Genomic DNA, 24,646 nt, shown 5'->3' with positions numbered 1-24,646 from the left:
ATCGAGTACGCGGTCGACATGTCGCGCTTCGACGAAAACAGGACGCTGGATCATCTGGCCGAGACCGGCCCCCTTGACGCGAAACTCGCCTCGGCTGCCGCCGATGCAATCGCGGCTTCGCACGCGGCGGCGACACGCGCCGACGGAAAAGCATGGGTCTCTTCCATCCCGACCCTGATCGACGGCAACCTTGACGGCCTGCGGGCCGGCGGACATTTCGACGCGCAAGGGATCGAGAAGCTCGGCCAGGCTTCTCACGCGGCCTATCTGCGTATTCGTCCCCTGCTCCTGGAGCGTGGCCGCCAGGGCTTCGTGCGCCGCTGTCATGGCGATCTGCATCTCGCTAACATCGTTGTGCTCGATGACCGGCCCGTGCTCTTCGATGCGATCGAGTTCGACGCGCAGATGGCAACGGTCGACGTGCTCTACGATCTCGCATTCGCGCTCATGGACCTGCTGCAGCACCATCAGCCGGGCGCAGCGAACATGGTCCTCAATCGCTATCTCGCCGCGACGCCGACCGAAAATCTCGATGCGCTCTCGGCCTTGCCGCTGTTCATGTCGATCCGGGCGGCGATCCGCGCACAGGTGACGCTGGCACGGCTGCAACGGCCGCATTCGGGGAAACCCGGCATTCTCGACCAGACACGGCGCTATTTCGAGCTCGCGGGGACGCTGATCCGCCCACCTGCTCCGCGTCTGATCGCCGTCGGCGGTCTGTCCGGCACTGGAAAGACTGTCATGGCGCAGGGGCTCGCGCCGGACGTCGCGCCGCAGCCGGGCGCCGTCGTGCTGCGCAGCGATCTCGTCCGCAAGCAGATGTTCGCCGTCGAGGACACGCACCGCCTGCCGCCCTCCGCCTACACGCCAGAGGTCACGGCCCGGGTCTACGACACGCTGGCGCAACGCGCCCAGCGGGTGCTGGCGCAAGGCCATTCGGTGATCGTCGACGGCGTATTCGCCCGCGAGGACGAGCGCGATGTGATCGCGGCACTGGCGCGCGAGTGCAACGTGGCATTGAACGGTCTTTTCCTGGTGGCGGACCTCGCGACCCGACAGTCACGGATCGGGCGCCGCCGGGGAGACGCATCGGACGCCACGCCGGAGGTTGCCGCGCTGCAAGAGCACTATAATATCGGCCATGTCGGCTGGGCGACCATCGATGCATCCGGAACACAAGAGCAGACGCTCCAGAATTGCCGGAATGCCATCGCGACGGGGGAAACAAGGCAATCAGATTGATGCGGGCAAGGAAGTCGCGACCCGGCACGAGCTCGATGCCGACCACGCGTGTCAAGCGGGCGGCGCCTGCCAAGCCGGCGGCGCGGCGCAACACGCTGCCCGCCCGCCTCAGCCCCGGCATGGCTTGCGACACGGCGTTCCGGATCATCGCGCGCCGGCACCTGGACGCCGTGATCGCTCAGCACGACGGCACCTGCCGCGGCGATCCTGATGCCCTGCATCAGATCCGAATCGCACTGACGCATCTACGGACTTCCATCCGCTTCTTCTCGCCGATGGTCGACGATACAGAGCGGCCGAATGTCTGGGCCGAACTGAAATGGTTGAACGGTCAGCTCGGCATGGTGCGCGATCTCGACGTCGCCATCGAGCGGGTCGTCGCCGAGAGTGGCGAGGAACTCGCCGTGGTCGCCGAGCTCCAGCACTGGAACGAGAAACGGGCCGAGAGCCACCGGCTGCTGGCGCGTGCGCTGCGATCTGCACGATACCGCCGTCTGGTCGAACAGACCTCGACATGGATCGAAAGCGGCCCCTGGTCGACCCGGCGCAGCAAGGAAACCATCCGATTGCGCCGTCGCACGCTTGCCGACCACGCAACGGAGCGGCTGGCCGAGTGGGAGACGACGCTGCTCAAGAAGGCCCGCAAGTTGAAGAAGCTCGGTGTCGAGAAACGCCACAAGCTGCGGCTTCTCAACAAGCGGATGACCTATTCGATCGAGTCACTTTCGGACCTGTTCGCCGATGGGGCGGCGGCGAAGCAGAAGTCCGTCCTCAAACACTTGCGCAAGGCGCAGCGATCCCTCGGGCAATTGAACGACGATGCACGAGGACAGGCGCTGGCAGCGTCGTTGGACGGCGCCGGCCTCGATGCCGGCCGCCGCTTCCTCGACCGCAAGCGGGAGAAGAAGCTGTTGCGGACCGCTGCAAGGGCCTACCAGAAGCTGGACAAGGCCAAGCCTTTCCGCTCGTCAGACCTCGCGCCGCGGTCCGAGCCGGAGGTCTAGGTGTGGACGTAGTCACCCGGCGCATCCGGCAGGCCAAGGGTGTTTCCAATTCCGATCGGCGGCGGTTCACACGGGGTGCCCGAGCGCGCCGCCAGCCAATTGGTCCATTCCGGCCACCAGGAGCCTTCAACGCGCGGCGCCAGCTTGAGCCAATCGTCCGCACCGACATAGGGCGCATCGGCGGTCTTGGTCAGCACCTGATAGAAGTGCCCGGGCTCCCCTGGAGGCGCGACCACGCCGGCATTGTGGCCGCCGCTGGTCAACAGGAACGTCACATCGGCATCGACCTGATAGTGGATCTTGTAGACGGATCGCCATGGCGCAACATGATCGGCGAGCGTGCCGACCACGAACATCGGCGTGTGAATGTCGGAAAGTGAGACGCTCTTGCCATCGACGCGATAGCGGCCTTCGGCCAGATCGTCGTCGAGAAACAGCTTTCGCAGATATTCCGAGTGCATCCGATAGGGCAGCCGCGTGGCGTCGGCGTTCCAGGCCATCAGGTCGCTCGGCGGCGCGCTCTCGCCCATCAGATAGTCATGCGACAGCCGAGACCAGATCAGTTCGTTGGAGCGCAGCAGCTGGAAGGCGCCGGCCATCTGCGTCGTATCGAGATAGCCGCGCTGCCACATCATGTCTTCGAGAAAGCTCACCTGGCTCTCGTTGATGAAGAGCGTCAGCTCTCCGGCTTCGGTGAAGTCGGTCTGGGCCGCCAGCAGCGTGACAGTGCCGAGACGGTTGTCGCCGTCGCGCTCCATCGCGGCGGCGGCGATCGACAGCAATGTGCCGCCGAGACAATAGCCGAGCGCATGGGTCTTGCGGCCCGGCATGACCAGGCCGATCAAATCCAGCGCCGCCATGACGCCGAGCTTGCGGTAGTCGTCGAAGGCGAGGTCCCGATCCCTCGCATCCGGGTTGCGCCAGGAAATCGCGAACACGGTGAAGCCTTGGCCGGTCAAATATTTGACCAGCGAGTTATGCGGGGACAGATCGAGGATGTAATACTTCATGATCCAGGCCGGCACGATCAGGATCGGCTCGGGCCGCACCTGCGCGGTGGTCGGATGATACTGGATCAGCTCGATCAGCTCATTGCGATAGACGACCTTGCCGGGTGAAATGGCCACCGTCTTGCCGACCACGAACTGCCCGTCGTCCGTCAGCTTCGAGTTGGAGAGCAGGCGCAAAAGATCGCTGCACCAGTTCTGCCAGCCGAAAACGAAATTCTCCCCGCCGCTCTGGAATGCCTTCTCCAGCACCTTCGGGTTGGTCACCGCAAAATTCGACGGCGCCAGCATGTCCAATACCTGGCGCATCGAGAATTCGACGATCGCCTCGTTTGCGGGGGACGCGCCGCGCACTCCTGTCGCAGCATCGCGCCACCAGTGCTCGACGAGCAGAAATGCCTGCGCGAGCAGATTGAAGGATGGGGTTTCCCATTGCGGTCCGCTGAAGCGGCGGTCCCGCTGCTGCGGCGCAATCACAGACCACGGCCTTTGCACCGGCGAGAATGCGTGCGCAGCAGCTTCAACGAGCCGGCCGGTGTCGCGAACGACGTTACGGCAAATCTCCACCTGGCGCTGCGGCGCAGCGGCGAGATGCGAACTCCAATCGAGCCAGGCGAGCGACAAAGCCAGCGGCGAAATCCCGCCCGTGAACCGCGCCAGCATCGCGTGAAGGGCGCGGTCGAGGGGATATGGCTCTGGTGCCGGCGAAGGGTCGCTGCCAGAAGGCGCACCTGCACCTTTTTCGGTGCTCACCAGCACCTGGGGACCTGCGGCGGAACTTGCAGGGAGGACCTGCACCGCCGGCTCTTCGGCTCGCGGAAAAATTTGCACGACGCTCATGACTCATATTCCTGCGGGCTCGATCTACGTCGGCAACAGGATATGGCGAGCCTCCCAATTCGTCTTGAGCTGCATCAAATGCGCAGCCGTCACAAACGCTCAATCGGAACGAACATGTTCACCGATTGACCTGAGTCAAACCGCACCTTGGTACCCGGGCTAGGTTTCGAGCATCGAAATTCCAAAAAGCCAGCGGAGTCGTCCATGCGCGCCCACCAGATCATGACCCGGTCGGTCATCTCGGTCACCCCCGATACCAGCATCGTCGAAGCGGCCAATATCATGCTGAAGCGGCACGTCAGCGGGCTCACCGTGGTCGACGATACCGGCAAGCTGATCGGCGTCGTTTCGGAAGGGGATTTCATCCGGCGCAGCGAGATCGGCACCGGGCGCAAGCGCGGGCGCTGGCTGCGGTTTATCCTCGGTCCCGGCAAATCCGCCAGCGACTTCGTTCACGAGCACGGCCGCAAAGTCTCGGAAGTGATGACCGACTCGCCCGTAACCATCACGGAGGACACCGCGCTCGCGGAGATCGTCGAGCTCATGGAGCGAAACAACGTGAAGCGGCTGCCGGTGGTGCGCGGCGACAAGGTCGTCGGAATCGTATCCCGCGCCAATCTGTTGCAGGCGGTGGCGGGGCTAGCCCGCGACGTGGCGGATCCGACCGCCGATGACGACCACATTCGCAATCGCATCATCGATACCATGGAGAAGACCGACTGGTGCCCGTTCGGGCTGAACGTCATCGTGTGCGACGGGATCGTCCATCTCAGCGGCGTCATCACCGAAGACCGCGCACGGCAGGCCGCGGTCGTCGCAGCGGAGAACGTCGAAGGCGTCAAGAAGGTGCACGACCATCTCTGCTGGGTCGACACTATGTCCGGCGTCTATCTCAACTCCCCTGAGGACGATGAACTCGCCAAAGCGAGCTAATCAGCGCAAGCTGACCAAGGCGAGCCGCTCGCGGCGGAACTCAGCGAGCAATGACGGCGGTGGCTTCGATCTCGACGCGCGCCGCCTTCTCCACAAGGCGGACGACCTGAACCAGGGCCATGGCGGGATAGTGCGCGCCGAAGACGTCACGATAGACCCTGCCCAGCTCTTTCAGATTGGCCAGATACTCGTCCATGTCGACGACATACCAGGTCAGCCGCACGAGGTGCTCGGGCCGGGCGCCCGCCTCGGCCAGGATTGCGGCGATGTTCTCAAGGGTCTGACGCACCTGCGCGACGAAGCCGTCCGCAAGCCGCTCTTCAGCGTCCCAGCCAATCACCCCGCCGGTGACGACGATGCGTCCCTCGGCAGCCATGCCGTTGGCATAGCCCTTCGGCACCGGCCATCCTGACGGCTGGAGGGTCTGCGCCTTGATACGCATCCCGTCCTCGGCTGCTGTCGGCAGCACCGCGAGTTGCGGGCCTTTCGGCGTGGTCACGGACAAATCTCTATCCTTCCCTCATTCCGCCGCGACGCCGGATGACGTCGCCGCGGCTTCCGCCAACTGCCGCAGGGCAAAGCGTTTCAGCTTCCCGGTCTCGGTCTTCGGCAACTGCGTCACGAACTCGATTGCGCGCGGATATTTGTACGGCGCGATCTCGCGTTTGACATGCTCCTGCAACTCGGCCGCGAGCTGGGCGTCCGCCGTCACGCCGGGCGCGGCGATGACATAGGCCTTCACGATCATGCCGCGCGCCTCGTCGGGGGCGCCGACTACACCGCACTCGGCGACCGCCGGATGCGTGAGCAGCGCCGCCTCGACGTCTGTCCCTGCGATGTTGTAACCGGCCGACACGATCATATCGTCGGAGCGTGACTGATACCAGAAGTAGCCGTCGCTATCCATCAGGTAGGTGTCGCCGGTGATGTTCCAGCCGTTCTGGACGTATTTCCGCTGCCGCTCGTCGGCGAGGTAGCGGCAGCCGGTCGGCCCGCGCACGGCGAGACGACCCATCGTTCCGGGAGGCACGTCGCGCCCCTCGTCGTCGACAATCTTGGCCTCATAGCCCGGCACCGGCTTGCCGGTGGCGCCGGGGCGGATCTCGTCCTCGGTCGCACTGATGAAGATGTGCAGCATCTCGGTCGAACCGATGCCATCCATCAGCTTGATGCCGGTCGCCTTCAGCCACGCATCGAATGTCGGCTTGGGCAGTGTTTCGCCCGCGGAGACGCATTTGCGAAGCGAGGAGATGTCGCGGCCCGGAAGCTTGCCGATCATGGCGCGGTATGCGGTCGGAGCGGTGAAGCAGACCGTGGTCTTGTACTGCTCGATCGCATTCAGAATGTCGTCCGGCGTCGTCTTCTCCAGCACGACGAAGGAAGCACCGATATGCATCGGAAACAGCACGCCGCCAAAGCCGAAGGTGAAAGCGAGCGGGGCCGAGCCGATGAAGCGATCGGTCTGCTCCGCCCGCAGGATGTTGCGCGCGTAGCCATCGCACACCGCGAGCATGTCGCGGTGGAAATGCATGGTCCCCTTGGGATCGCCGGTCGTGCCGGACGTGAATGCGATCAGGCAGATATCCTCGGCGGCGGTATCGACGGCCTCGAAGTCGGGGTTTGCATCCGCGATCAGCGCCTCGAGCGAGTCTGCCGCGCCGTTGCCCCAATAGACCACCCGTCTGAGGCCGGGCGCCGCAGCTCTCGCCTTCTCCATCTCGTCGGAAAGCTTTCCGTCGCACAGCGCCAGCGAGATCTCGGCCTTCTGGATCGGATAGGACAGCTCCTTGGCGCGCAGCAGCGGCATCGTCGCCACGCAAATTCCGCCAGCCTTGATCACCGCGAGATAGGTCGCAACCATCATCGGATTGTTGGCCGAGCGCAGCAGCACGCGCCCGCCGGTGACGAGGCCCAGCTTGCCGACCAGCACATTGGCGATACGGTTCACCAGCGCCTGCAGCTCGCGATAGGTGTAGCTGGCGGCGGGGCTGATGGCGCAAGCGGCGTCGCCATGGCCCTGCTCCACCCAGCGGTCGAGGAAGTAGCTGACGCAGTTCAGTCGCGGCGGATATCGCAATTCGGGTCGCGTGAACATGAACTCGGGCCAAAGCTCGCGCGGCGGCAGATGTTGCCGCGCGAATGTGTCGACATGAGCCGTCTCGGCGTTGCCGTCATCCGAGCCCGTCACTTCAATCTTGGCGGCGTTGGCCATCGCACGCTCCTTTCAGCATGGATTGCACCCGGCAGCACGATATGGAAACATTTTAGGCTTAAAGCAATTTAGCGCAATAGCGGATTTTGGGCAGCCCGTGCTTTTTCCTGCGGCAAAAGGGATTGCGCCGGTCTTGCGCTTACGGCCGGCGCCGCGCGGCCGATTTCTGCGCCGAGGCCTTGGTCTTGGCCAAGAGGCGCATCAGCTCACGCACGTCCTTCGGCGAGAGGTCGGCGAAGAGATCGGCGATCCAGGTCTCATGTTCGGCAGCCATCCTGCGGAACTCGGCGCGCCCGAGCTTGGTGAGGCGGATCACCTGGACGCGACGGTCCGTCTCCGAGGTCCGCCGATCGAGATGACCCGAGTCTACAAGGCGCTCGACAAGCCCGGTCACATTGCCGTTCGACACCATCATGCGCTTGGAGACATCGGACAGCGTCATGCCGTCGGGCGCCTTGTCGAGCTGCGCCATCAGATCGAAACGGGGCAGCGTGACGTCGAAGCGCTGCCGCAGCCGGCCGCGAACCTCGCCTTCGATGAGTGTCGTGCAGGTCAAGAGCCGCAGCCACAGCCGAAGCTCTTCGGCGTGATCCTCCGGGGTTTCGACGGCCTTGGTCTCGGAATCGAGCATCTGATGCAATCATGGACGGCAGGCATTGGCGCCGGCGCGGATTCCCCCAACGTTTTGAGCTTCAAATAAATCGGGGCCGGCTGCAAGTCCAAAGCTGCAACAATCGACCGCATGTCCCATTCCTTTAGGCTTCAAATAATTGGCGCGCCGCTTGCATGCAGAGCTGCCTGCGGGATGTTGCGCCTGGCGCTCGGCTTGCCGCGGCGGCCATCATCGGCATAAGCTCGAACTGAAATACGTGGCTTGCAGCGCGAGCCAATCGTCACGAGGGACAGATCATGAAGACGCAAATGACCTTGGCTGCAGCCGCAATGCTGCTGGGTACCGTGGTGACCCCTGCGCTCGCCCAGGACAAAATCAAGCTGGGCGTGATCGTGACCCTGTCGGGACCGGCCGCAGCGTTGGGGCAACAGGTTCGCGACGGCTTCGCGCTCGCGGTGAAGGATCTCGGCAGCAAGATGGGCGGCCGCGAGGTCGAGGTCGTCGTGGTCGACGACGAACTGAAGCCGGACGCGGCGGTCACCAAGGTCAAGGGACTTCTCGAGCGTGAGAAGGTCGATTTCGTGATCGGTCCGATCTTCTCGAACATTCTGCAGGCGATCCACCGCCCCATCACGGAATCGAAGACCTTCCTGATCAGCCCGAATGCGGGTCCGTCGACCTTCGCCGGCAAGGACTGCAACCCGTTCTTCTATGTGACCTCGTACCAGAACGATCAGGTTCACGAGATCCTCGGCAAGGTCGCGCAGGATCGCGGCTACAAGCGCATGTACCTGATGGTGCCGAACTATCAGGCCGGCAAGGATTCGGTTGCGGGCTTCAAGCTCGACTACAAGGGCGAGATCGTCGAGGAAACCTACATGCCGTTGAACACGCTGGATTTCCAGCCGGAGCTTTCCAAGATCGCCTCGCAGAAGCCCGACGCTCTCTTCACGTTCATGCCGGGCGGTCTCGGCGTCAATCTCGTCAAGCAATACCGTCAGGCAGGCCTTGCCGACACGATTCCGGTGCTCTCGGCCTTCACGGTGGATGAATCGACCCTGCCGGCGCAGCAGGACGCGGCGGTCGGCATGTTCGGCGGCGCGAACTGGGCGCCCAATCTCGACAATCCCCAGAACAAGAAGTTCGTCGCCGCCTATGAGGCAGCCTACAACGTCGTGCCCGGCACCTACGCCTTTCAGGCCTATGATGCGGCGATGCTGATCGACAGCGCCGTCAAAGCCGTCAAGGGTGACCTCTCCAACAAGGACGCTGTCTCCGCCGCTTTGAGGAAGGCCGATTTCACCTCGCTGCGCGGTGCCTTCAAGTTCAATACCAACGGCTACCCGATCCAGGATTTCTACCTGACCAAGGTGGCCAAGCGTCCGGATGGCAAGTTCCAGACCGAGATCGTGCAGAAGGTCTTCGAGAACTATGGCGACCGCTATGCCAAGGACTGCAAGGCGAAGAATTAGGCGGCGTACTGCGTCAAGGGAGGACTGAAATGAAGAGTGAAATCACCGGCATCACCCGGGCCAATGAGGGCATCCAGGGAATCTCCTGGAACATCCTCGGCCAGACCTACGTGCCGAAGAGCTACGCCGAGCACAGCTTCTCCTGGCACGCGACGCTGCCGCCGGGCACGTTCGTGCCGCCGCACATTCATCCCGACCAGGACGAGTATCTCTACATGCTGGAGGGCAAGCTCGATTTCATGCTCGGCAATTCGGAGTCCCAAGCGACCGCGGGCGACCTGATCCGGCTCGGCATGGGCGTGCCGCACGGCATCTTCAACAAATCGGAGCAGACCGCAAAGGTGCTGTTCTGGGTCTCGCCGAGCCGCAGGCTGTTCGACCTGTTCTGGGGCCTTCACAACATGAAGGAGCAGAAGCCCGAGGACGTGGTGGCGCTGGCCGCCGAGTTCAACATCCACTTCCTGCCGCCACCGCCCGGCGCCGGCTAGCTTCCGATCTCAAGCGCGCACCGCCGCAAGTCCCGGCACTGCGGCGAAGCCGGCCTTGGTGGCATAGCCGCGCACGATGGCTTCGCGCTGGGAATAGCTGAGGACGTTGTCGACATTGTCGAAACCGTCGGGCGCGAGCTGCTCGACCGCGTCGATGACACCTTCAGGGCCGCCGCGCCGATTGGAGCGGACGATCTCGGCCGTCATCGGCAGACGCTTCTTTTCGTATTCGAGCAGCGCCTGACGCGGATGTTCGGCCCGCATCAGCGCGTCCGCAATGCAGCGCGCATCGAGGATCGCCTGCGAGGCGCCGTTGGAGCCGACCGGATACATGGGGTGCGCGGCATCGCCGAGCAGCGTGACTCTCCCTGATGACCAATAGGGCAAGGGATCACGGTCACAGGTCGGATACTCGTAAAATTCGGGCGTTGCCGATATCAGGCTCTTCACGTCGACAAAAGGCACCGAGAAGCGTGCGACATGCGGCATCAGCTCATCGCGCCGTCCTGGCCGCGACCAGTCTTCTTTCCGTGGCGGGGGCGCATTGCCTTCCCCCACTTTGACCAGCACCGCCCAATTGGTGAGGCGGCTCGCCGGGCTCGATCCTTCCGCGATCGGATAGATCACCACCTTGGCATTGAGGCCGCCGGCCACGATCATGGACTTGCCGGTGAGGAACAGCGGCCAATCGCGGGCGCCGCGCCACAACATCAAGCCGTTCCAGCACGGCGGCCCCTCGTCGGGGAACAGCGTTTCACGGACGCGTGAGTGGATGCCGTCAGCACCGATCAGGATATCGCCGCGCGCGGTGTGGACATGCGCGCCGGCGCGATCGAAGAAGTAGGCGGTGACGCCGCCCTCGTCCTGTGTGAAAGCACCGAGCCGGCATCCGGTGTGGATCGCCTCGCGACCCAGCCGCTCCTCGACGGCGCGATGGATGACGCCCTGAAGCCGGCCGCGATGGATCGAGAATTGCGGCACGTCGTGGCCGGCGTCGATGCCACGGGCTTCGCGCCAGACCTCCTGACCGTGGCGATTGAGATAGTAGAGCTGGTCGGTGCGGATCGCGACGTCGTCGAGCTTCTGCAACAGGCCGAGCCCTGCCAGCTCGCGCATGGCATGCGGCAGCGTGTTGATGCCGACGCCGAGCTCGCGAATGGTATCGGCCTGCTCGAAGATCTCGCAATCCAGGCCGCGCGAACGGAACATCAATGCCGTGGTGAGACCACCGATACCGCCACCGATGATAATCGCCTTCATCGCCCTAACTCCACTCGAAACACAGGCAATGGGTTAACGTCGCACGGGCGGTCACTCCGCCGCAAGCGGCTTTGTCGCCTCCGCCTTCAGCTCGGCCCGGGTCTTGGGCTTAGCCTTAATTCGCAGCTCCTCCAGATCCTGCCGGTCGCGCACGCTGTTGCGGAAAATCTGGTCTTTCCCGGGCAGATATTGCGGGGGACAGAACGTGTCGTTCGCCCCGTACCACGCCGCCGCCCTCATGGTGAAGGAGGGGTCGACAAGATGGGGACGGCCGAGGGCGACGAGATCGGCCCGGCCGGCTGCCAGGATGGTGTTGGCCTGGTCAGCCGTTGTGATGTTGCCGACGCACATCGTAGCAACGCGCGCCTCGTTGCGAACCTGGTCGGAGAAGGGTGTCTGGAACATGCGCCCGTAGATCGGCTGTGCATCGCGTACGGTCTGGCCGGTCGAGACGTCGACGAGATCGACACCTGCCTCGGCAAAGGCGCGTGAGATGGCGACGGCATCATCGCCGGTGATGCCGCCGTCAGCCCAATCGGTCGCGGAGATGCGCACCGACATCGGCTTGCGCGACGGCCACACCGCGCGCAGCGCTTCGAAAACCTCGAGCGGGAACCGCAGACGGTTTTCGAGCGAGCCGCCATATTCGTCCGTACGGGTATTGGTCAGAGGCGAGATGAAGCTCGCGAGCAGATAACCATGGGCGCAGTGCAATTCGAGCATGTCGAAGCCGCAGCGCTCGCCGCGCTCGGCGGCCGCAACGAAGGCGTCCCTCACTGCAATCATGCCGGCGCGATCGAGTTCGCGCGGGACCTGACTGTCGGGGAAATAGGGCAAGGGCGATGCCGAAACGATATCCCAGCCGCCCTGCTCCAGCGGCCGGTCCATGCCATCCCACATCAGCTTGGTCGCGCCCTTGCGGCCGGCGTGCCCCAGCTGCAGGCAGATCTTTGCAGCCGAGTTACCGTGGACGAAGTCGACGATGCGCCGCCATGTGGCTTCCTGCTCGTCGTTCCAGAGGCCGGCGCAGCCAGGGGTGATCCGGGCCTCCGGGCCGACGCAGGTCATCTCCGTGAAGATCAGGCCTGCGCCACCGATTGCACGCGAGCCGTAATGCACGAGGTGGAAATCGGTCGGGACGCCTTCCTTCGCCGAGTACATGCACATCGGCGACATCACCGCGCGATTGGCGATCTCCATCTCGCGCAGGCGAAACGGCTGGAACAGCGGCACCGCCGGCTCCTCCGTATCGACGTCGAAGCCGCTGTCGCGAACCCGTTTGGCAAATGACGTTTCGACTTCGGCCACGAAATCCGGCGCACGGAGCTTCAGATTGTCATAGGTGATCGCCTTCGAGCGCGTCATGACGCCGAAGGCGAACTGCACCGCGTCGAAATCCCAGAAACGGTCGACATGCTCGAACCAGACCAGCGAGACGTCGGCGGCATGCTGCGTCTTCTCGACCTCCTCACGGCGGCCGTGCTCGTAGAGATCCAGCGCCGCCTTGACGCCAGGCGCCTTCTCCATCGCCTCGGCGAGCGCAATGGCATCTTCCATCGCGAGCTTAGTGCCGGAGCCGATCGAGAAATGGGCGCTGGCCTTGGCATCGCCGAGCAGGACCATGTTGTCCTTGACCCAGCGCTTGCTGCGGATCATCGGAAAATTGCGCCACATCGAGCGGTTGGTGAGCAGCTTGTGTCCATCCAGAAACCAGTCGAAGATGTCCGCCATCCGCGCGGCGGACTGCGTCTCGTCCAGCCCCGTCAGCCCCGCGCGCTCGAATGTTTCTGGGTCGGTCTCGAAGATCCAGGTGGAGTGCCCGGCCTCATACTGATAGGCATGGGCGATGAACGGCCCCCACTCCGTCTCCTGGAAGATGAAGGTGAAGGCATCAAGCGGCCTGGTCGAGCCCATCCAGGCGAACTTGTTGGCGCGGACGTCGACCTCCGGCTGGTAATGATCGGCGTACTTCTCGCGGAAGCGGCTGTTGATGCCGTCGGCGAGCAGCACGAGATCGGCATCGGCGAAGCGGGACTCGTCGTCGATATCCACCTCGAAATGCAACGCGACGCCGAGCTCGCGTGCACGCTCCTGGAGGATCAGGAGCAACTTCTGCCGCGAACAGCCGCAAAAGCCGTTGCCACCGACGCGATGCACCGTGCCGCGGAAATGCACGGCGATGTCGTCCCAGTAGGCGAACTCCTGCGTGATGCGCCGGTAGCTCGGAAGATCGTGCTTCTCGAAATTGTCCAGCGTCGCGTCCGAGAACACCACGCCGAAGCCGAAAGTGTCGTCGGCCCGGTTGCGCTCATAGACCGTGATGTCGGCGTTTGGGCGCTGCTTCTTGAGCAGGATTGCAGCGTAGAGACCCGCAGGTCCGCCACCGATGATCGCGACTTTCATGGGAGCCTCGCCAATTCACCCGGCCATGAAAACTATTTTAAGCCTAAAATAATTCCGCGCAAGTCCCCGCTGCGGGTTGGCCGCCGCAAAGTGGAGCGCCTAATCGCCCCTGAACACCGGCTTGACCTTACTGGCGAAAGCCTCGAAGGCACGCTCGAAATCCGCCGTGGTCATGCACAGGGCTTGGGCAACGGCCTCCGCCTCGATCGCCTCCTCCACCGACATCGCCCATTCCATCGCCAGCATCCGCTTGGTCATGGTGTTGGCGAAGGTCGGCCCTTCCGCAATCTGCTTCGCAAGAACTTGCGCTTGGGGCAGCACCTGCTCCGGCGTGACGATTCGGCTGAAGAAGCCCCAGCGCTCCCCCTCCTCCGCGGTCATGAACCGGCCCGTGTAGAGCAGTTCCGAGGCGCGGGATTGCCCGATGATCCGGGGCAGGATGGCGCAGGCGCCCATGTCGCAGCCGGCAAGGCCGACCTTGTTGAACAGAAACGCCACCTTGGCCCCGCTTGCGGCGAGACGCATGTCCGATGCCATGGCGATGATCGCCCCTGCCCCGGCGCAGATACCTTCAACCGCGGCCACGATCGGCTGCGGGCAGGCCCGCATCGCCTTGACGAGGTCGCCGGTCATCCGCGTGAAGGCGGTCAACCCCTTGGTGTCCATCTTCACGAGTGGGCCGATGATCTCGAACACGTCCCCGCCCGACGAAAAATTGCCTCCGGCGCCGGTGACGACGATGGATTTGACCGCATCGTCGAAGGCGCAGGCGCGGAAGAAATCGGTCAGTTCCCGGTAGCTTTCGAACGTCAGCGGATTCTTCCGCTCGGGCCGATTGAGCGTCACCGTCGCAACACCGTCGACCACCGCCAGCAGGAAATGCTGCGGCGAATAATCTGCAAGCGGGAGGGTGACGGGATTGGCTGGTCTGCTCATGCGATCTCCTAGGATTCCCTGTTCCGCGTCTGCACACACGCGCTAGATTTCACCGCCCGCAATTGCGATCGCCTGTCCGGTGATGGCGCCGGCGCCCTCGCCGCACAGCCAGAGCACCGCGTCGGCCACCTCCTGCGGCGTGATTAGGCGCCCTTGCGGATTGTGTTTCGCCAGTTCGGCGATCGCCTGCTCGCGCGTTCTGCCTGTCTTCCTCATGATGTTTTCGATGCTGCCGGCGACCAGGTCCGTGTCGGTGAAGCCGGGACACACGGCATTCACGGTCACATTGCTTGCAGCCATCTCGAGCGCGAGCGAACGCACTAGCCCGATGACGGCGTGCTTCGCCGCAGCATAAGCGCTGACATAGGCGTAGCCCTTGAGCCCAGCCGTCGAGGCGACTGCGACGATGCGGCCGTAAGGACGATCTTTCATGCCCGGCAGCACGGCACGGACGGCGTGAACCACGCCCATGAAATTGACATCCATCATGCGCGCGAAAAGGGCGGAGTCCGACTTCAAAAATGGCGCCGATTCAGCGCTGCCCGCGTTGGCGATCAGGATGTCGATCGGCTGACGGGCACTCGCGCCGGCAATGGCAGCTTTCAGAGATGATTCATTCGAGACATCGGCGACAGCCGCAAAGTGCGCGGCGCCTGCATGGACCGCTTCGTCGAGGCTAGCCGCGTTCCGGCCAAGCACGGTGACGGTCGCGCCGGCGCCAACGAGAGACGCGGCGATCGCGCGGCCAATGCCGCGACCGCCACCGGTCACCAGGGCGTGCGGCGAATGCGGCAATCCGGACATGCGCTGGGCTCCCTCGGATCTCGTTGCGTTCTCCGGATATATTTTAACCTTCAAATTTTTGCAACGAGAGAGGCGCCCGGACGCTGCGACGAATGCGGCCCGGAAATTGCTTTAAGCATAAAATTATCGCTTCCCATCGCCTACGGGCCTGTTAGCATCACAGGGCCAAGCAAAAGGATGTCGCGTGTCGCAGCCTGTGCCAATGATAACAAAGGACGGACGCTTCGCCTACGAAGCCGCGGGCGACCCGAACGCTACACCGTTGATCTTCCTGCACGGCATCGGCGGCGCGGCGCGGGCCTGGCGTCGACAGCTTGCTGCATTGAACAACCGCTTTCGCGCGATCGCATGGGACATGCCGGGCTACGGTGGTTCGGCGCCGCTTGCAAGCGTCAGCATCGCTGCCCTGGCGGAAGCGCTCCAGCAGTTCATCGACCAGCTCGGCGCAACCAGACCCATCGTGGTTGGCCATTCGATCGGCGGCATGATCGTTCAGAAGTGGCTGGTGCAGTCCCCCAAACTGGCACGCGCGGTCGTGCTGGCGCAGACCAGCCCGGCCTTCGGGAAGGCTGATGGCGATTGGCAAAAATCATTCATCGCGGCGCGGCTCGGACCGCTGGATCGCGGGGAGACGATGAAGTCATTGGCCCCCTCCCTGGTGAAGGAACTTGTCGGCGACGATCCCGATCCGGACGGGATGGAGCTGGCGCGCGAATGCATGGGAAGCGTGCCCGAGGCAAGCTATCGCGCCATGATGCTCGCGCTGATCGGCTTCGATCAGCGCAGCACGCTTGGGGATATCTCCGTCCCGGCGCTGCTGTTGTCCGGCTCCAAGGACAACAACGCCCCCGCACCGATGATGGCGAAGACGGCCACCTTCATTCCAGGGGCAGAGTATGTCGAGCTCGCCGGGGTTGGTCATCTCGCCAATCTCGAACGGCCCGGCGCCTTCAACGAAGCTCTCGGCCGGTTTCTGAACGCACTCGCGACCACAGCTTGAGGTAACTGCGCGATGACCATGCAAGTCAGCAAGACGATCGGTACGACTGAGAAGGTCGCGCTGGATGCACCGATCTTCGATCCCATTGCATTTCGCTTGAGCGACGAACAGGCCGGCATCATCGCCCGGGCAAGGGAGATCGGCCAGACCGTATTTGCAGGTCGCGCCGCTACTTACGATCGCGAGGCGATCTTCCCGACCGAAAACTATCGCGACCTGCATCGCGTCGGGCTGCTCGGCATCGCCGTCCCCAAGAAGCATGGCGGACTCGGCGCGAACTACCAGACCTATGCCTTGGCGGCGGCCGAGATCGGCCGCTATTGCGGCGCGACCGCGCTCACCTGGAACATGCATGTCTGCTCGACTCTGTGGTCGGGCCCCCTTGCCGACGATCTCGACATGGATGCAGAAACGCGCGCCGAACACGAGCGGCGCCGTGCGGTCCACTACAAACGCATCGTCGACGACGGGGCGATCTACTCGCAGCCGTTCTCCGAGGGCGGCGCTGCCGCTGCGGGCGGCGTCGCTTTCGGCACCGAAGCAAGGCCGGTCGCCGGCGGCTGGATCGTCAACGGCAAGAAGATCTTTGCTTCGCTCTCCGGCCATGCCGATTACTATGGCGTGCTTTGCACCGAGATCGAGGAGGGCGAGAAGGCCTCGCGCCGCAACACGCTTTACTTGGCGATATCAGCGAAATCAGACGGCGTCTCGGTGGTGGGCGACTGGGATCCGCTTGGCATGCGCGGCACAGTCTCGCGGACGCTGCTGTTCAAGGACGTGTTCGTGCCGGAGGATTCCGCGCTGATGCCGCGCGGCGTCTATTTCCAGGCAGCTCAACGCTGGCCGCACATGTTCCTGACGCTGTCGCCGACCTATATGGGCCTGGCGCAAGCCGCCTATGATTTCACCGTAAGCTATTTGCGCGGTGAGGTGCCGGGCATGCCCTCGGTCAAGCGCCGGATGTACCCGACCAAGCAGATCGCGGTCGCGCAGATGCAGATCAAGCTGGAACAGATCAAGGCGATCTGGTTCCAGGCTGTCACCGAAGCCTGCGCCAATCCGAGCAAGGAGCAGGTTCTGCGCGCCTATGCCGCGCAATATTCGGTGATGGAAGGCGCCAATGAACTCGCCGCGCTCGCGATCCGCACCTGCGGCGGTCAGGCCATGCTGCGGTCGCTGCCGCTGGAACGGATCTATCGCGACAGCCGCTGCGGCTCGCTGATGCTGCCCTGGACCGCCGAGCTCTGCCTCGACCGGATCGGGCGCGAGGCGCTCTACGAGGCGGGTGAGACGGACGACTGACGGTGGACCTCTGCAGTCTGATCGAGCGGAACGCGGCGTTTGCGCCGGACAAGACCGCCATTGCCTTCGAGGGGAAGCGGCTGAGCTATGCCGAGTTCGCCGCGCGCATCGAACGAACCGCGACAGCCTTGAAGGGCGAGCTCGGCGTCGGCCGCGGCGACCGTGTCGCAATCCTCAGCCTGAACAGGCCGGATTACCTGGTTCTGCTCTATGCATGCGCGCGCCTCGGGGCGATTCTGGTACCGCTGAACTGGCGGCTGGCGGTCGCCGAGCAGCTATTCATCCTGAGCGATGCCGGAGCCAAGGTTCTCATGCTCGAGGAGGCGTTTTCCGGAATGCTGGCCGAGCTTGGGCAGACCGCTCCGGGACCATCCGTCGTAGGCCTCGACTTCACGCCGCCGGCCGGCACGTCGTTCGAAGCTCTGCTGGCTAGGAGCAGCGGCACCAGCCGCAATCCGCACACCGATCTTTCCTGCCCGCTGCTCATCGTCTATACATCGGGAACGACCGGACGGCCTAAAGGCGCCGTGCTGCGGCAGAACGCGCTGTTCTGGAACGGCGTCATGAGCCAGCACATGCACAACATGACGTCCGATGATCACGTGCTGACGGTGCTGCCGTTCTTCCACGTCGGCGGCCTCAACATCCAGACCACGCCGGCGCTCCAACTGGGTGCCACTGTGACAGTGCACGCACGCTTCACGCCGGATACTGCGCTTGCCACTATCGAGCAGGACCGGCCGACGCTCACAGTCATGGTGCCTGCGGTCATCCAGGCGGTAAGCGAGCATCCCGCCTGGGCGGCCGCCGATCTCTCTTCACTCAAGGCCGTCGCCACCGGCTCGACGATCGTGGCGCCGCACCTGATCGAGCGCTTCGTCGCGCGTGGCGTTCCTGTGCTTCAGGTCTACGGCTCGACAGAAACCTGCCCCATCGCGGTCTACACCCGCCTCGGCGGCGATCTTTCGCGCACGGGATCGACCGGCCTTGCCGGCCTGTGCTGCGAGGCGAAAGTGATCGACCGGGCCGGCAACGAACTGCCTGCGGGCACGCCGGGCGAGATCGCGGTGCGCGGCCCAAACGTGTTCTTCGAATATTGGGGTAACGAGGGCGCAACGCGCGAGGCGTTGCACGACGGCTGGTATCGCACCGGCGATATCGGCCTTTACGACGCGGACGGCTATTTCTGGGTCCGCGACCGCAAGAAGAACATGATCATTTCCGGCGGCGAGAACGTCTATCCGGCCGAGGTCGAGCGCGTCCTGCTCGAGCACCCTGACGTCAGCGAATGCGCCGTGATCGGCCGGCCGGACCCGCGCTGGGACGAGGTGCCGATCGCCTATGTCATTGCGAAATCAGGCTGCCGGCTGGAAGCGGAAGAACTAAGGGCGCATCTTCAGGCGCAACTCGCGCGCTACAAGGTTCCGCGCGAGATCGTCTTCGTCGCCGACCTGCCGCGGACCGCGCTGGGCAAGGTCCAGCATTTCCTGCTGAAGCAGCTTGATGCGCAGTCGCGCCCGCAAGGAGAAGCATCTTGAAGATTGCGATTCTGGGTGGGGGAAACGGCTCTTTCGCGGCCGCGGGCGATTTTGCCCTGTCGGGGCATGAGGTGCGGCTCTGGCGCCGCGATGCCGATCAAGTTGCGGCTCAGCGCGCCGCCGGCTCGCGCATCCTGGTCAAGGATCACAACGGCCGTCACGACGTGAGGCTCGCGCTGGTCACGACGGACATCGCCGAAGCGGTCGACGGCACGGAGCTGATCTTGTGTCCCGCTCCCGCCTTCGCACAAGCGGATATCGCCCGCCTGCTCGCCCCGCACCTGCGAGACGGCCAGGTCGTGTTTCTGCCGCCGGCGACATTCGGCTCGATGATCTTCGCCCAGGCGGTCCGGAATGCCGGCAACCACGCCAAGGCCAGCTTTGCCGAGACCGGCACGCTGCCCTGGCTGACCCGCAAGCACGGACCGTTCGAGGTCGCGATTACCATCCGCGCCAAGCGCTTGCCGGTCGGTGTGTTTCCACATGATCAGGCGCCGCATGCACTCGACGTCATCGGACGCGCCTTCCCGGGCGTCATCGAGCCCTGCGGAGACGCCCTGTCCGGCGCGCTGATGAATGCAGGCCCGATCATCCATCCGCCGCTGATCGTGATGAACGCAGGGCCGATCGAACATTTCGAGCGCTGGGACATTCACAAGGAAGGCACGCAAGCTGCGATCCGGCGGGTCACAGACGCGCTCGACGCCGAGCGCATCGCGGTGCGCGAGGCACTCGGTTACGGCGCACCGCATTTCCCGCTCGCTCATCACTACGCGAAGGAAGGCGAGATCTGGATGTATGGCCGCGGCTCGCACGATCGGCTGACCGATTCGGGTGACTGGCGCGAGCGGATCGTCCTGGCCGAGCACCGCTACCTGCGCGAGGATCTGCGGCTCGGACTGTCGCTGCTGGTGTCGGTCGCGAGCCTCGCCGGCGTGGCCACGCCGCTGGCCAAAGCGTTCCTGTCGATCGGCGGCGCGATCTGCGGCGAGGACTTTGCGCGAGGTGGCCGGACGCTCGAGACGCTCGGGCTCAGCGAGCTCAGCAAGGCCGAATTGCAGAAGCTGCTTCGCAATGGATTTGATCGATGACCAATCGCGCCAATATCGCCTGTCTCGGCGCCGGTCGCATGGGGCGCGGCATCGCCGTCGCGTTCGCCTATGCAGGCCACAGGGTCACAATGATCGATATCAAGACGCGTTCCACGGAAGATTTCACCAGGCTGGAAGCGGACGCGCTCGGCGAGGTCAGGAAGACTTTTGCCAGCTTGTCGAGGCTGGGGCTCTTGGCCGAAGCGGATGTCGATCCGCTTATCGCGCGCGTCTCGGTCGTCGCAGCCTCCGGACACGATGCGGTACTGGCCGAGGCCGGCTTGGTCTTCGAGGGCGTACCCGAGGTGGTAGAGCTCAAGCGCGAGGTATTGGCGGCAGCGTCAAGGCAAGTCAGCCCGGATACGGTCATTGCATCGACGACATCGACGATCCTCGTCGACGATCTCTCCGGCGCGATCGTCAATCCTCGCCGCTTCCTCAACGTGCATTGGCTCAACCCGGCCTATTTGATTCCGCTGGTCGAAATCTCGCCCGGCAAGGCGACCGACCCGACCGTCATCGACGACGTCAAGACGCTGCTCGAAGGCATCGGGAAGGTGCCGGTGGTCTGCGCCGCGACGCCCGGCTTTATCGTTCCACGCATCCAGGCGCTGGCAATGAACGAAGCCGCACGCATGGTCGAGGAAGGCGTGGCCAGCGCGGAAGAGATCGACAAGGCGATCCGCTACGGATTCGGTTTCCGCTATGCCGTGCTCGGGCTGCTCGAATTCATCGATTGGGGCGGCGGCGACATCCTCTACTACGCGAGCAGGTATCTGGAAGGCGCGCTTGGCAGCGACCGCTACCGTGCGCCAGACGTCATTTCACGCAACATGCATAAAGGCCGGATCGGCCTGCGCACGGGCGCAGGCTTCCTGGACTACGCCGGGATGGACGTCGATGCGTATCGCCTGAAGCGGCTTCAGGCCATGGTCGACCTGCTCCGGCACTTCGATCTGGCGCGCCCCCCGGTGCTCGACCGCAACTAGCCGAAGATATCCTGCAGCACGCCATCACGGACGACGGCAACGCCGTCGAGCTCAATGGTCGTTCCCATCATCGGCAGGTCGAAATGTCCCGCCGTGTAGCGTCCTGCGAACTCGTTCGCGCCGGTCGAGAACAGGAAATTGCCGGGGACGGCGCGAATTTCGGTGCCGTTGGTATCGCGCTGGTCGTACATCGAGAGCGCCTCATAGCGCGCCCCAGGGTTCATGCCGAAGCCGACATGCGAGACCGCATAAGCCTCGCGATCGCCCCATGCGGCGAGATAGGCGCGCATCATCGCGGCGTCCGTGCCGTCGCCTTCCAGCTCGACGACATAGTCGTCCTTCAAGGTCATCTTCACCGGCGAGGTCAAATAGCGCTTGAAGGTCAGGTTGATGTCGCCGGGCGCCATCACCAGCGTGCCGTTGATGGTTCCGCTCTTGGGAAAGCTGACGACGATGCCACCCGGCCAATGCGCCAGCGTCCCGGGCTTGTCGGTCCAGCCCCACACACCGACAGTGGAAGCCCCGACCATGTCGACGTCGAGCGCCGTGCCGGCTTTGGAGGTCACCCGCATGCGCTTCGTCCCGCGCAGCATCTTGGCCGCGGCACGAACACGCTTCTCCAGCGCGGGATCCGGTACCATCCGCTCCAGGGCCTCGGGATGCTCGTTCGAGATCACCAGGATCCGTGCTCCGGCTTTCAGGATTTCCGGTGTCTCGACCGCATGCATCAGGCCCTCAATGGTGCAATCCACCACAAAACCTGCCTGCTGCAGGGCGGTGATGACCGGGCCGAGCTTCTGGATTGCCTCGCTCGCCCCGGTGGAGCGAACTGGAACGATATTCCGGTTTCGGGGTGTCGGCATCACCACGTGAAACGGACGCGCCCCCATGCGCAGCAGGGCCAGCTCTGCAAGATGCACGTTTAACGCCCGCGACTGGGTTTCAGAGAGGATCGCGGCGGTATCCCCGGCCTTGACAGCGCAACGTTCGAAGATCTCGCAAAATGCGTCGATCCATTTTGCCTCGATGCGATCTGCCAGCATGGGGTCACTCCCGGTCTTGTTTCTTCTTCGTTCAGATCACGCTTCTGGAAAACCGCGCAAGAGGTACGACCGCAGGACACTCAGCAGGGCGTTCAGGATCAACCCCAACAGCGAGATCGTGATTAGCGGCACGAACATATCCACGGCCTGGAAGGTTCTGGCCGCCGTCACGAGCACGTGCCCCAGTCCGTCCGTCGACGTGATCATCTCGGCCAGAAACACCACGATGCAGGAAATGACAAGGCCAATCCGGCACCCGGTCAAGATTGACGGCATCGCCGCCGGCAGCACCACTTTGAAGAGGATTTCACGGCGTGGCGTTCCCGCCGCCATAGCCGACCAGATCAGCTTCTGCTCGACGGTCGATGCACCATAGTAGGTCGAGAGCAGAATGGGAAAAAGCGCGTCCGCGGTCACCAGGGTGATCTTCGACCCGTGGCCAAATCCGAGCAGCAGCAGCAACGCCGGATAGAGCGCGACCTTGGGCAAAGGCGCCAGGACCCGCACGATCGGCCGGACAACGGCATTGATCGCTGGACTGGCGGCAGCGGCGATGCCGACACTGACACCGACCACGACTGCAATCGCGAAGCCGGCAAACAACCGGATCAGGGTCGCCGCGATCTCATGCTGGAATGTTGAAGTCACAAGCTGCTGGAGCAGCCGGCCGAAGACAAAGCCTGGCGGCGGCAGCAGAACGGCCGGCGCGAAGCCGAAAGACACCAAGCCTTGCCACAGCGCGATCACCAGTGCGATCGGGGCGATCCCAAGAGCGACATTGAGGGAGAGAAACCGTGCCATCATGAGAAACTCAGCGGTATGTCGAACTGAGGTTCGGACCAGCGCACCAGTTTTGCCCGCACACGCTCGAAAATCGCATCAAGGCAGATTCCCATCGCGCCCACGATGATGATCATCGCAAAGACCGTGTCGTATTGGCCCATGTCGAGCGCGTTGAACAGGATGTTCCCGGCGCCGGACTGGCGCGCAATCATCTCGCTGGTGATCATTGTGATCAATGCCAGCACCAATCCAGTACGGCACCCTGTGAGAATCTCCGGGAGCGCCGCCGGCAGCACGATGCGCACCAGGCGTTGCAGCGGCGAAAGCCCCATCGCAGCGCCCGACCACAGCATCTTCTCCTGGACCGCCTTGGCGCCTTGGAAGCTGTGGTAGATCACGGGCAGGCTGACACCGAGGAAGATCACCAATGTCTTCGTGAGATCGCCGACCCCCAGCCACAGCATGATGATCGGCATCAACGCCGCCTTGGGCACCGGGTAGATCACCATCAGGAGCGGATTGAAAAAGGCCGCCACCGCAGCGTTACGTCCCATCAAGAGTCCGAGAGGAATCGAGAAAAGCACGGCCGCACCAAATCCCATCGCCATGCGCCGGAGCGAGGCCAAAATGTTAATCAGGGATTCTTTGTCCCCGAGAATGCTCGGGACCGCCCTGATCGCCTCGATCGCCGTCGGAAAGCTGTCGTTCTTCAGCGCCAGCGACGCAACCTGCCACACCGCCAGCAATCCGATGCAGGCCAACACCGGTGCGGCGCGCTTGGCCATGGCAGCCGATGACATCATAGGTCGGGCCCGGCTTCGTCGCTCTCGTCGAACATTCGCTCGATATCGACCACGTACTTCTGATAGCGGGGGTCGAGCAACAGCTCGTTGCGGCGGCGCGGTCGCGGCAGATCAATGTCGATGACCTGCCGGATTCGACCAGGCGATTTCGACATCATGACGACCTTGTCGGAGAGGAAGACAGCTTCGTCGACCGAATGGGTAACGAACAGCACGGTCTTGCGGTCACGCTCCCAGATGTTCAGCAGATCGTTCTGCAGGCGCGTCCTTGTATGCGCATCGAGCGCGCCGAACGGCTCGTCCATCAGCAGCACTTCAGGATGATAAGCAAGCGTCCGCGCCAGCGCCACGCGTTGCTTCATGCCGCCCGACAACTCCTTGGGGTAGAAATTCTCATAGCCCTTGAGACCAACCATCTCGATCAAGGCCCTGCTCTGCGCCTCGGCCTCGGCGGTGCGTATCCCCTGCTGGCGTGGGCCATACATCACATTGCCCAGCACGGTCTTCCAGGGAAACAGGGCAAACTCCTGGAACACCGGTCCGCGATCCGGCCCCGGTCCCGTGATCGCCCGCCCCTTCATCTTCGCCGCGCCGCTGGTCGGGCTGACGAAGCCGCCGACAATGTAGAGCAATGTCGACTTGCCGCAACCGGACGGGCCAAGGATGGAAACGAAGGCGCCCTCCTCGATCGTCAGGGAGATGTCCGAAAGCGCCACATGATCTTTGCGCGCCGAGGTCTGGAAGACCTGAGAGACGCGGTCGATCTCGATGATCGCAGAAGCCGGCTCTTGTCGCGCCACCGGTCTCACCCATTCGCTCGATCTCGCAGGCACTGCCATCATCCCGCCTTCCGCCTCGCTCGGACCAACATTCAGCGCAATGA

At 63.7% G+C, this 24,646-nt stretch carries 22 protein-coding genes; 10 read left to right on the top strand and 12 right to left on the bottom strand.

Annotated features, from left to right (window positions below; all coding sequences use genetic code 11):
- Together JHD07_RS01395 and JHD07_RS01390 are read left to right on the top strand one after the other, a co-directional pair.
- Positions 1–1,242, top strand: a 1,242-nt coding sequence (locus tag JHD07_RS01395; RefSeq protein ID WP_291618216.1) for a bifunctional aminoglycoside phosphotransferase/ATP-binding protein, incomplete at its 5' end; no start/stop codon positions are given.
- A 35-nt stretch (positions 1,243–1,277) separates the two neighbouring features.
- Positions 1,278–2,246: a CHAD domain-containing protein gene (locus tag JHD07_RS01390; protein ID WP_291618214.1), complete on the top strand. Its 969-nt coding sequence runs from the start codon at positions 1,278–1,280 to the stop codon at positions 2,244–2,246.
- Here JHD07_RS01390 and JHD07_RS01385 read toward each other — a convergent pair.
- Positions 2,243–4,093 carry an alpha/beta fold hydrolase gene (locus tag JHD07_RS01385; protein ID WP_291618212.1) on the bottom strand — a complete coding sequence of 617 codons (1,851 nt, stop codon included), beginning with the start codon at positions 4,091–4,093 and terminating at the stop codon, positions 2,243–2,245. The genes JHD07_RS01390 and JHD07_RS01385 overlap by 4 nt on opposite strands.
- Before the next feature lie 204 nt (positions 4,094–4,297).
- Here JHD07_RS01385 and JHD07_RS01380 point away from each other — a divergent pair, with 204 nt between their 5' ends.
- Positions 4,298–5,026, top strand: a complete 729-nt coding sequence (locus JHD07_RS01380; RefSeq protein WP_291618210.1) for a CBS domain-containing protein — start codon at positions 4,298–4,300, stop codon at positions 5,024–5,026.
- A 40-nt stretch (positions 5,027–5,066) separates the two neighbouring features.
- On the opposite strand, the gene JHD07_RS01375 is transcribed toward JHD07_RS01380, so the two are convergent.
- The 3 genes from JHD07_RS01375 to JHD07_RS01365 all read right to left on the bottom strand — a co-directional run bounded on the left by JHD07_RS01375 (position 5,067) and on the right by JHD07_RS01365 (position 7,869).
- Entirely contained in the window at positions 5,067–5,525 is a 459-nt protein-coding gene (locus JHD07_RS01375; protein ID WP_291618207.1) for a RidA family protein, read from the bottom strand.
- Between the two features lie 21 nt (positions 5,526–5,546).
- Positions 5,547–7,238 carry a benzoate-CoA ligase family protein gene (locus JHD07_RS01370; protein ID WP_291618205.1) on the bottom strand — a complete coding sequence of 564 codons (1,692 nt, stop codon included), beginning with the start codon at positions 7,236–7,238 and terminating at the stop codon, positions 5,547–5,549.
- Positions 7,239–7,377: 139 nt separating this feature from the next.
- Positions 7,378–7,869 carry a MarR family transcriptional regulator gene (locus JHD07_RS01365; RefSeq protein WP_100232950.1) on the bottom strand — a complete coding sequence of 164 codons (492 nt, stop codon included), beginning with the start codon at positions 7,867–7,869 and terminating at the stop codon, positions 7,378–7,380.
- A gap of 278 nt (positions 7,870–8,147) precedes the next feature.
- On the opposite strand from JHD07_RS01365, the gene JHD07_RS01360 reads away from it, so the two are divergent.
- Both JHD07_RS01360 and JHD07_RS01355 read left to right on the top strand, forming a co-directional pair.
- The gene (locus JHD07_RS01360; RefSeq protein WP_291618200.1) at positions 8,148–9,323 is read left to right on the top strand and encodes an ABC transporter substrate-binding protein; all 1,176 of its coding nucleotides are present in this window, start codon (positions 8,148–8,150) and stop codon (positions 9,321–9,323) included.
- 29 nt (positions 9,324–9,352) lie between these two features.
- A complete protein-coding gene (locus tag JHD07_RS01355) occupies positions 9,353–9,811 on the top strand; it encodes a cupin domain-containing protein (RefSeq protein WP_291618198.1) in 459 nt (152 codons plus the stop codon).
- 9 nt (positions 9,812–9,820) lie between these two features.
- On the opposite strand, the gene JHD07_RS01350 is transcribed toward JHD07_RS01355, so the two are convergent.
- The 4 genes from JHD07_RS01350 to JHD07_RS01335 all read right to left on the bottom strand — a co-directional run bounded on the left by JHD07_RS01350 (position 9,821) and on the right by JHD07_RS01335 (position 15,214).
- Positions 9,821–11,071 (bottom strand): flavin-dependent oxidoreductase, encoded by a 1,251-nt coding sequence (locus JHD07_RS01350; RefSeq protein ID WP_291618196.1) that lies wholly within the window; start codon positions 11,069–11,071, stop codon positions 9,821–9,823.
- Positions 11,072–11,122: 51 nt separating this feature from the next.
- Positions 11,123–13,474 carry a bifunctional salicylyl-CoA 5-hydroxylase/oxidoreductase gene (locus JHD07_RS01345; protein WP_291618194.1) on the bottom strand — a complete coding sequence of 784 codons (2,352 nt, stop codon included), beginning with the start codon at positions 13,472–13,474 and terminating at the stop codon, positions 11,123–11,125.
- A gap of 99 nt (positions 13,475–13,573) precedes the next feature.
- Positions 13,574–14,410 (bottom strand): enoyl-CoA hydratase family protein, encoded by an 837-nt coding sequence (locus JHD07_RS01340; protein WP_291618192.1) that lies wholly within the window; start codon positions 14,408–14,410, stop codon positions 13,574–13,576.
- A 42-nt stretch (positions 14,411–14,452) separates the two neighbouring features.
- Positions 14,453–15,214 (bottom strand): SDR family oxidoreductase, encoded by a 762-nt coding sequence (locus tag JHD07_RS01335; protein WP_291618190.1) that lies wholly within the window; start codon positions 15,212–15,214, stop codon positions 14,453–14,455.
- A 202-nt stretch (positions 15,215–15,416) separates the two neighbouring features.
- On the opposite strand from JHD07_RS01335, the gene JHD07_RS01330 reads away from it, so the two are divergent.
- From JHD07_RS01330 to JHD07_RS01310, 5 genes are read left to right on the top strand one after another with little or no spacing between them, the layout of a single operon-like run.
- Entirely contained in the window at positions 15,417–16,214 is a 798-nt protein-coding gene (locus JHD07_RS01330) for an alpha/beta hydrolase (protein ID WP_291618188.1), read from the top strand.
- Between the two features lie 12 nt (positions 16,215–16,226).
- Complete coding sequence (locus JHD07_RS01325; RefSeq protein WP_291618186.1) at positions 16,227–17,516, top strand: acyl-CoA dehydrogenase family protein; 1,290 nt, start codon at positions 16,227–16,229, stop codon at positions 17,514–17,516.
- 2 nt (positions 17,517–17,518) lie between these two features.
- Positions 17,519–19,054, top strand: a complete 1,536-nt coding sequence (locus JHD07_RS01320) for a class I adenylate-forming enzyme family protein (RefSeq protein WP_291618184.1) — start codon at positions 17,519–17,521, stop codon at positions 19,052–19,054.
- Positions 19,051–20,145, top strand: coding sequence for an NAD/NADP-dependent octopine/nopaline dehydrogenase family protein (locus JHD07_RS01315; protein WP_291618181.1), 1,095 nt, complete (start codon positions 19,051–19,053; stop codon positions 20,143–20,145). The genes JHD07_RS01320 and JHD07_RS01315 overlap by 4 nt, the downstream gene beginning before the upstream one ends.
- Positions 20,142–21,134, top strand: coding sequence for a 3-hydroxybutyryl-CoA dehydrogenase (locus JHD07_RS01310; protein ID WP_291618179.1), 993 nt, complete (start codon positions 20,142–20,144; stop codon positions 21,132–21,134). The genes JHD07_RS01315 and JHD07_RS01310 overlap by 4 nt, the downstream gene beginning before the upstream one ends.
- On the opposite strand, the gene JHD07_RS01305 is transcribed toward JHD07_RS01310, so the two are convergent.
- The 4 genes from JHD07_RS01305 to JHD07_RS01290 are packed head-to-tail and all read right to left on the bottom strand — an operon-like array spanning position 21,131 to position 24,605.
- Positions 21,131–22,177: a peptidase M29 gene (locus tag JHD07_RS01305; RefSeq protein WP_291618177.1), complete on the bottom strand. Its 1,047-nt coding sequence runs from the start codon at positions 22,175–22,177 to the stop codon at positions 21,131–21,133. The two genes, JHD07_RS01310 and JHD07_RS01305, sit on opposite strands and share 4 nt — an antisense overlap.
- A 36-nt stretch (positions 22,178–22,213) precedes the next feature.
- Entirely contained in the window at positions 22,214–22,981 is a 768-nt protein-coding gene (locus tag JHD07_RS01300) for an ABC transporter permease subunit (protein WP_291618175.1), read from the bottom strand.
- On the bottom strand, positions 22,978–23,763 hold the full coding sequence (locus JHD07_RS01295) for an ABC transporter permease (protein ID WP_291618174.1): 786 nt from the start codon (positions 23,761–23,763) through the stop codon (positions 22,978–22,980). The genes JHD07_RS01300 and JHD07_RS01295 overlap by 4 nt, the downstream gene beginning before the upstream one ends.
- Positions 23,760–24,605 carry an ABC transporter ATP-binding protein gene (locus tag JHD07_RS01290; protein ID WP_291618172.1) on the bottom strand — a complete coding sequence of 282 codons (846 nt, stop codon included), beginning with the start codon at positions 24,603–24,605 and terminating at the stop codon, positions 23,760–23,762. Before JHD07_RS01290 ends, JHD07_RS01295 begins: the two co-directional genes overlap by 4 nt.
- Positions 24,606–24,646: the final 41 nt, after the last annotated feature.

Origin of the sequence: Bradyrhizobium sp. (assembly GCF_016462955.1) — a bacterium.
In the GTDB taxonomy this organism is placed as follows: Bacteria; Pseudomonadota; Alphaproteobacteria; order Rhizobiales; family Xanthobacteraceae; genus Bradyrhizobium.
This window is presented reverse-complemented; position numbering and strand designations above follow the sequence as displayed.

Coding starts and splice junctions, on each gene's coding strand:
- JHD07_RS01390 (WP_291618214.1), top strand. CDS start 1,278: ATGCCGACCACGCGTGTCAAGCGGGCGGCGCCTGCCAAGCCGGCGGCG.
- JHD07_RS01385 (WP_291618212.1), bottom strand. CDS start 4,093: ATGAGCGTCGTGCAAATTTTTCCGCGAGCCGAAGAGCCGGCGGTGCAG.
- JHD07_RS01380 (WP_291618210.1), top strand. CDS start 4,298: ATGCGCGCCCACCAGATCATGACCCGGTCGGTCATCTCGGTCACCCCC.
- JHD07_RS01370 (WP_291618205.1), bottom strand. CDS start 7,238: ATGGCCAACGCCGCCAAGATTGAAGTGACGGGCTCGGATGACGGCAAC.
- JHD07_RS01365 (WP_100232950.1), bottom strand. CDS start 7,869: ATGCTCGATTCCGAGACCAAGGCCGTCGAAACCCCGGAGGATCACGCC.
- JHD07_RS01360 (WP_291618200.1), top strand. CDS start 8,148: ATGAAGACGCAAATGACCTTGGCTGCAGCCGCAATGCTGCTGGGTACC.
- JHD07_RS01355 (WP_291618198.1), top strand. CDS start 9,353: ATGAAGAGTGAAATCACCGGCATCACCCGGGCCAATGAGGGCATCCAG.
- JHD07_RS01350 (WP_291618196.1), bottom strand. CDS start 11,071: ATGAAGGCGATTATCATCGGTGGCGGTATCGGTGGTCTCACCACGGCA.
- JHD07_RS01345 (WP_291618194.1), bottom strand. CDS start 13,474: ATGAAAGTCGCGATCATCGGTGGCGGACCTGCGGGTCTCTACGCTGCA.
- JHD07_RS01340 (WP_291618192.1), bottom strand. CDS start 14,410: ATGAGCAGACCAGCCAATCCCGTCACCCTCCCGCTTGCAGATTATTCG.
- JHD07_RS01335 (WP_291618190.1), bottom strand. CDS start 15,214: ATGTCCGGATTGCCGCATTCGCCGCACGCCCTGGTGACCGGTGGCGGT.
- JHD07_RS01330 (WP_291618188.1), top strand. CDS start 15,417: ATGATAACAAAGGACGGACGCTTCGCCTACGAAGCCGCGGGCGACCCG.
- JHD07_RS01325 (WP_291618186.1), top strand. CDS start 16,227: ATGACCATGCAAGTCAGCAAGACGATCGGTACGACTGAGAAGGTCGCG.
- JHD07_RS01310 (WP_291618179.1), top strand. CDS start 20,142: ATGACCAATCGCGCCAATATCGCCTGTCTCGGCGCCGGTCGCATGGGG.
- JHD07_RS01305 (WP_291618177.1), bottom strand. CDS start 22,177: ATGCTGGCAGATCGCATCGAGGCAAAATGGATCGACGCATTTTGCGAG.
- JHD07_RS01300 (WP_291618175.1), bottom strand. CDS start 22,981: ATGATGGCACGGTTTCTCTCCCTCAATGTCGCTCTTGGGATCGCCCCG.
- JHD07_RS01295 (WP_291618174.1), bottom strand. CDS start 23,763: ATGATGTCATCGGCTGCCATGGCCAAGCGCGCCGCACCGGTGTTGGCC.
- JHD07_RS01290 (WP_291618172.1), bottom strand. CDS start 24,605: ATGATGGCAGTGCCTGCGAGATCGAGCGAATGGGTGAGACCGGTGGCG.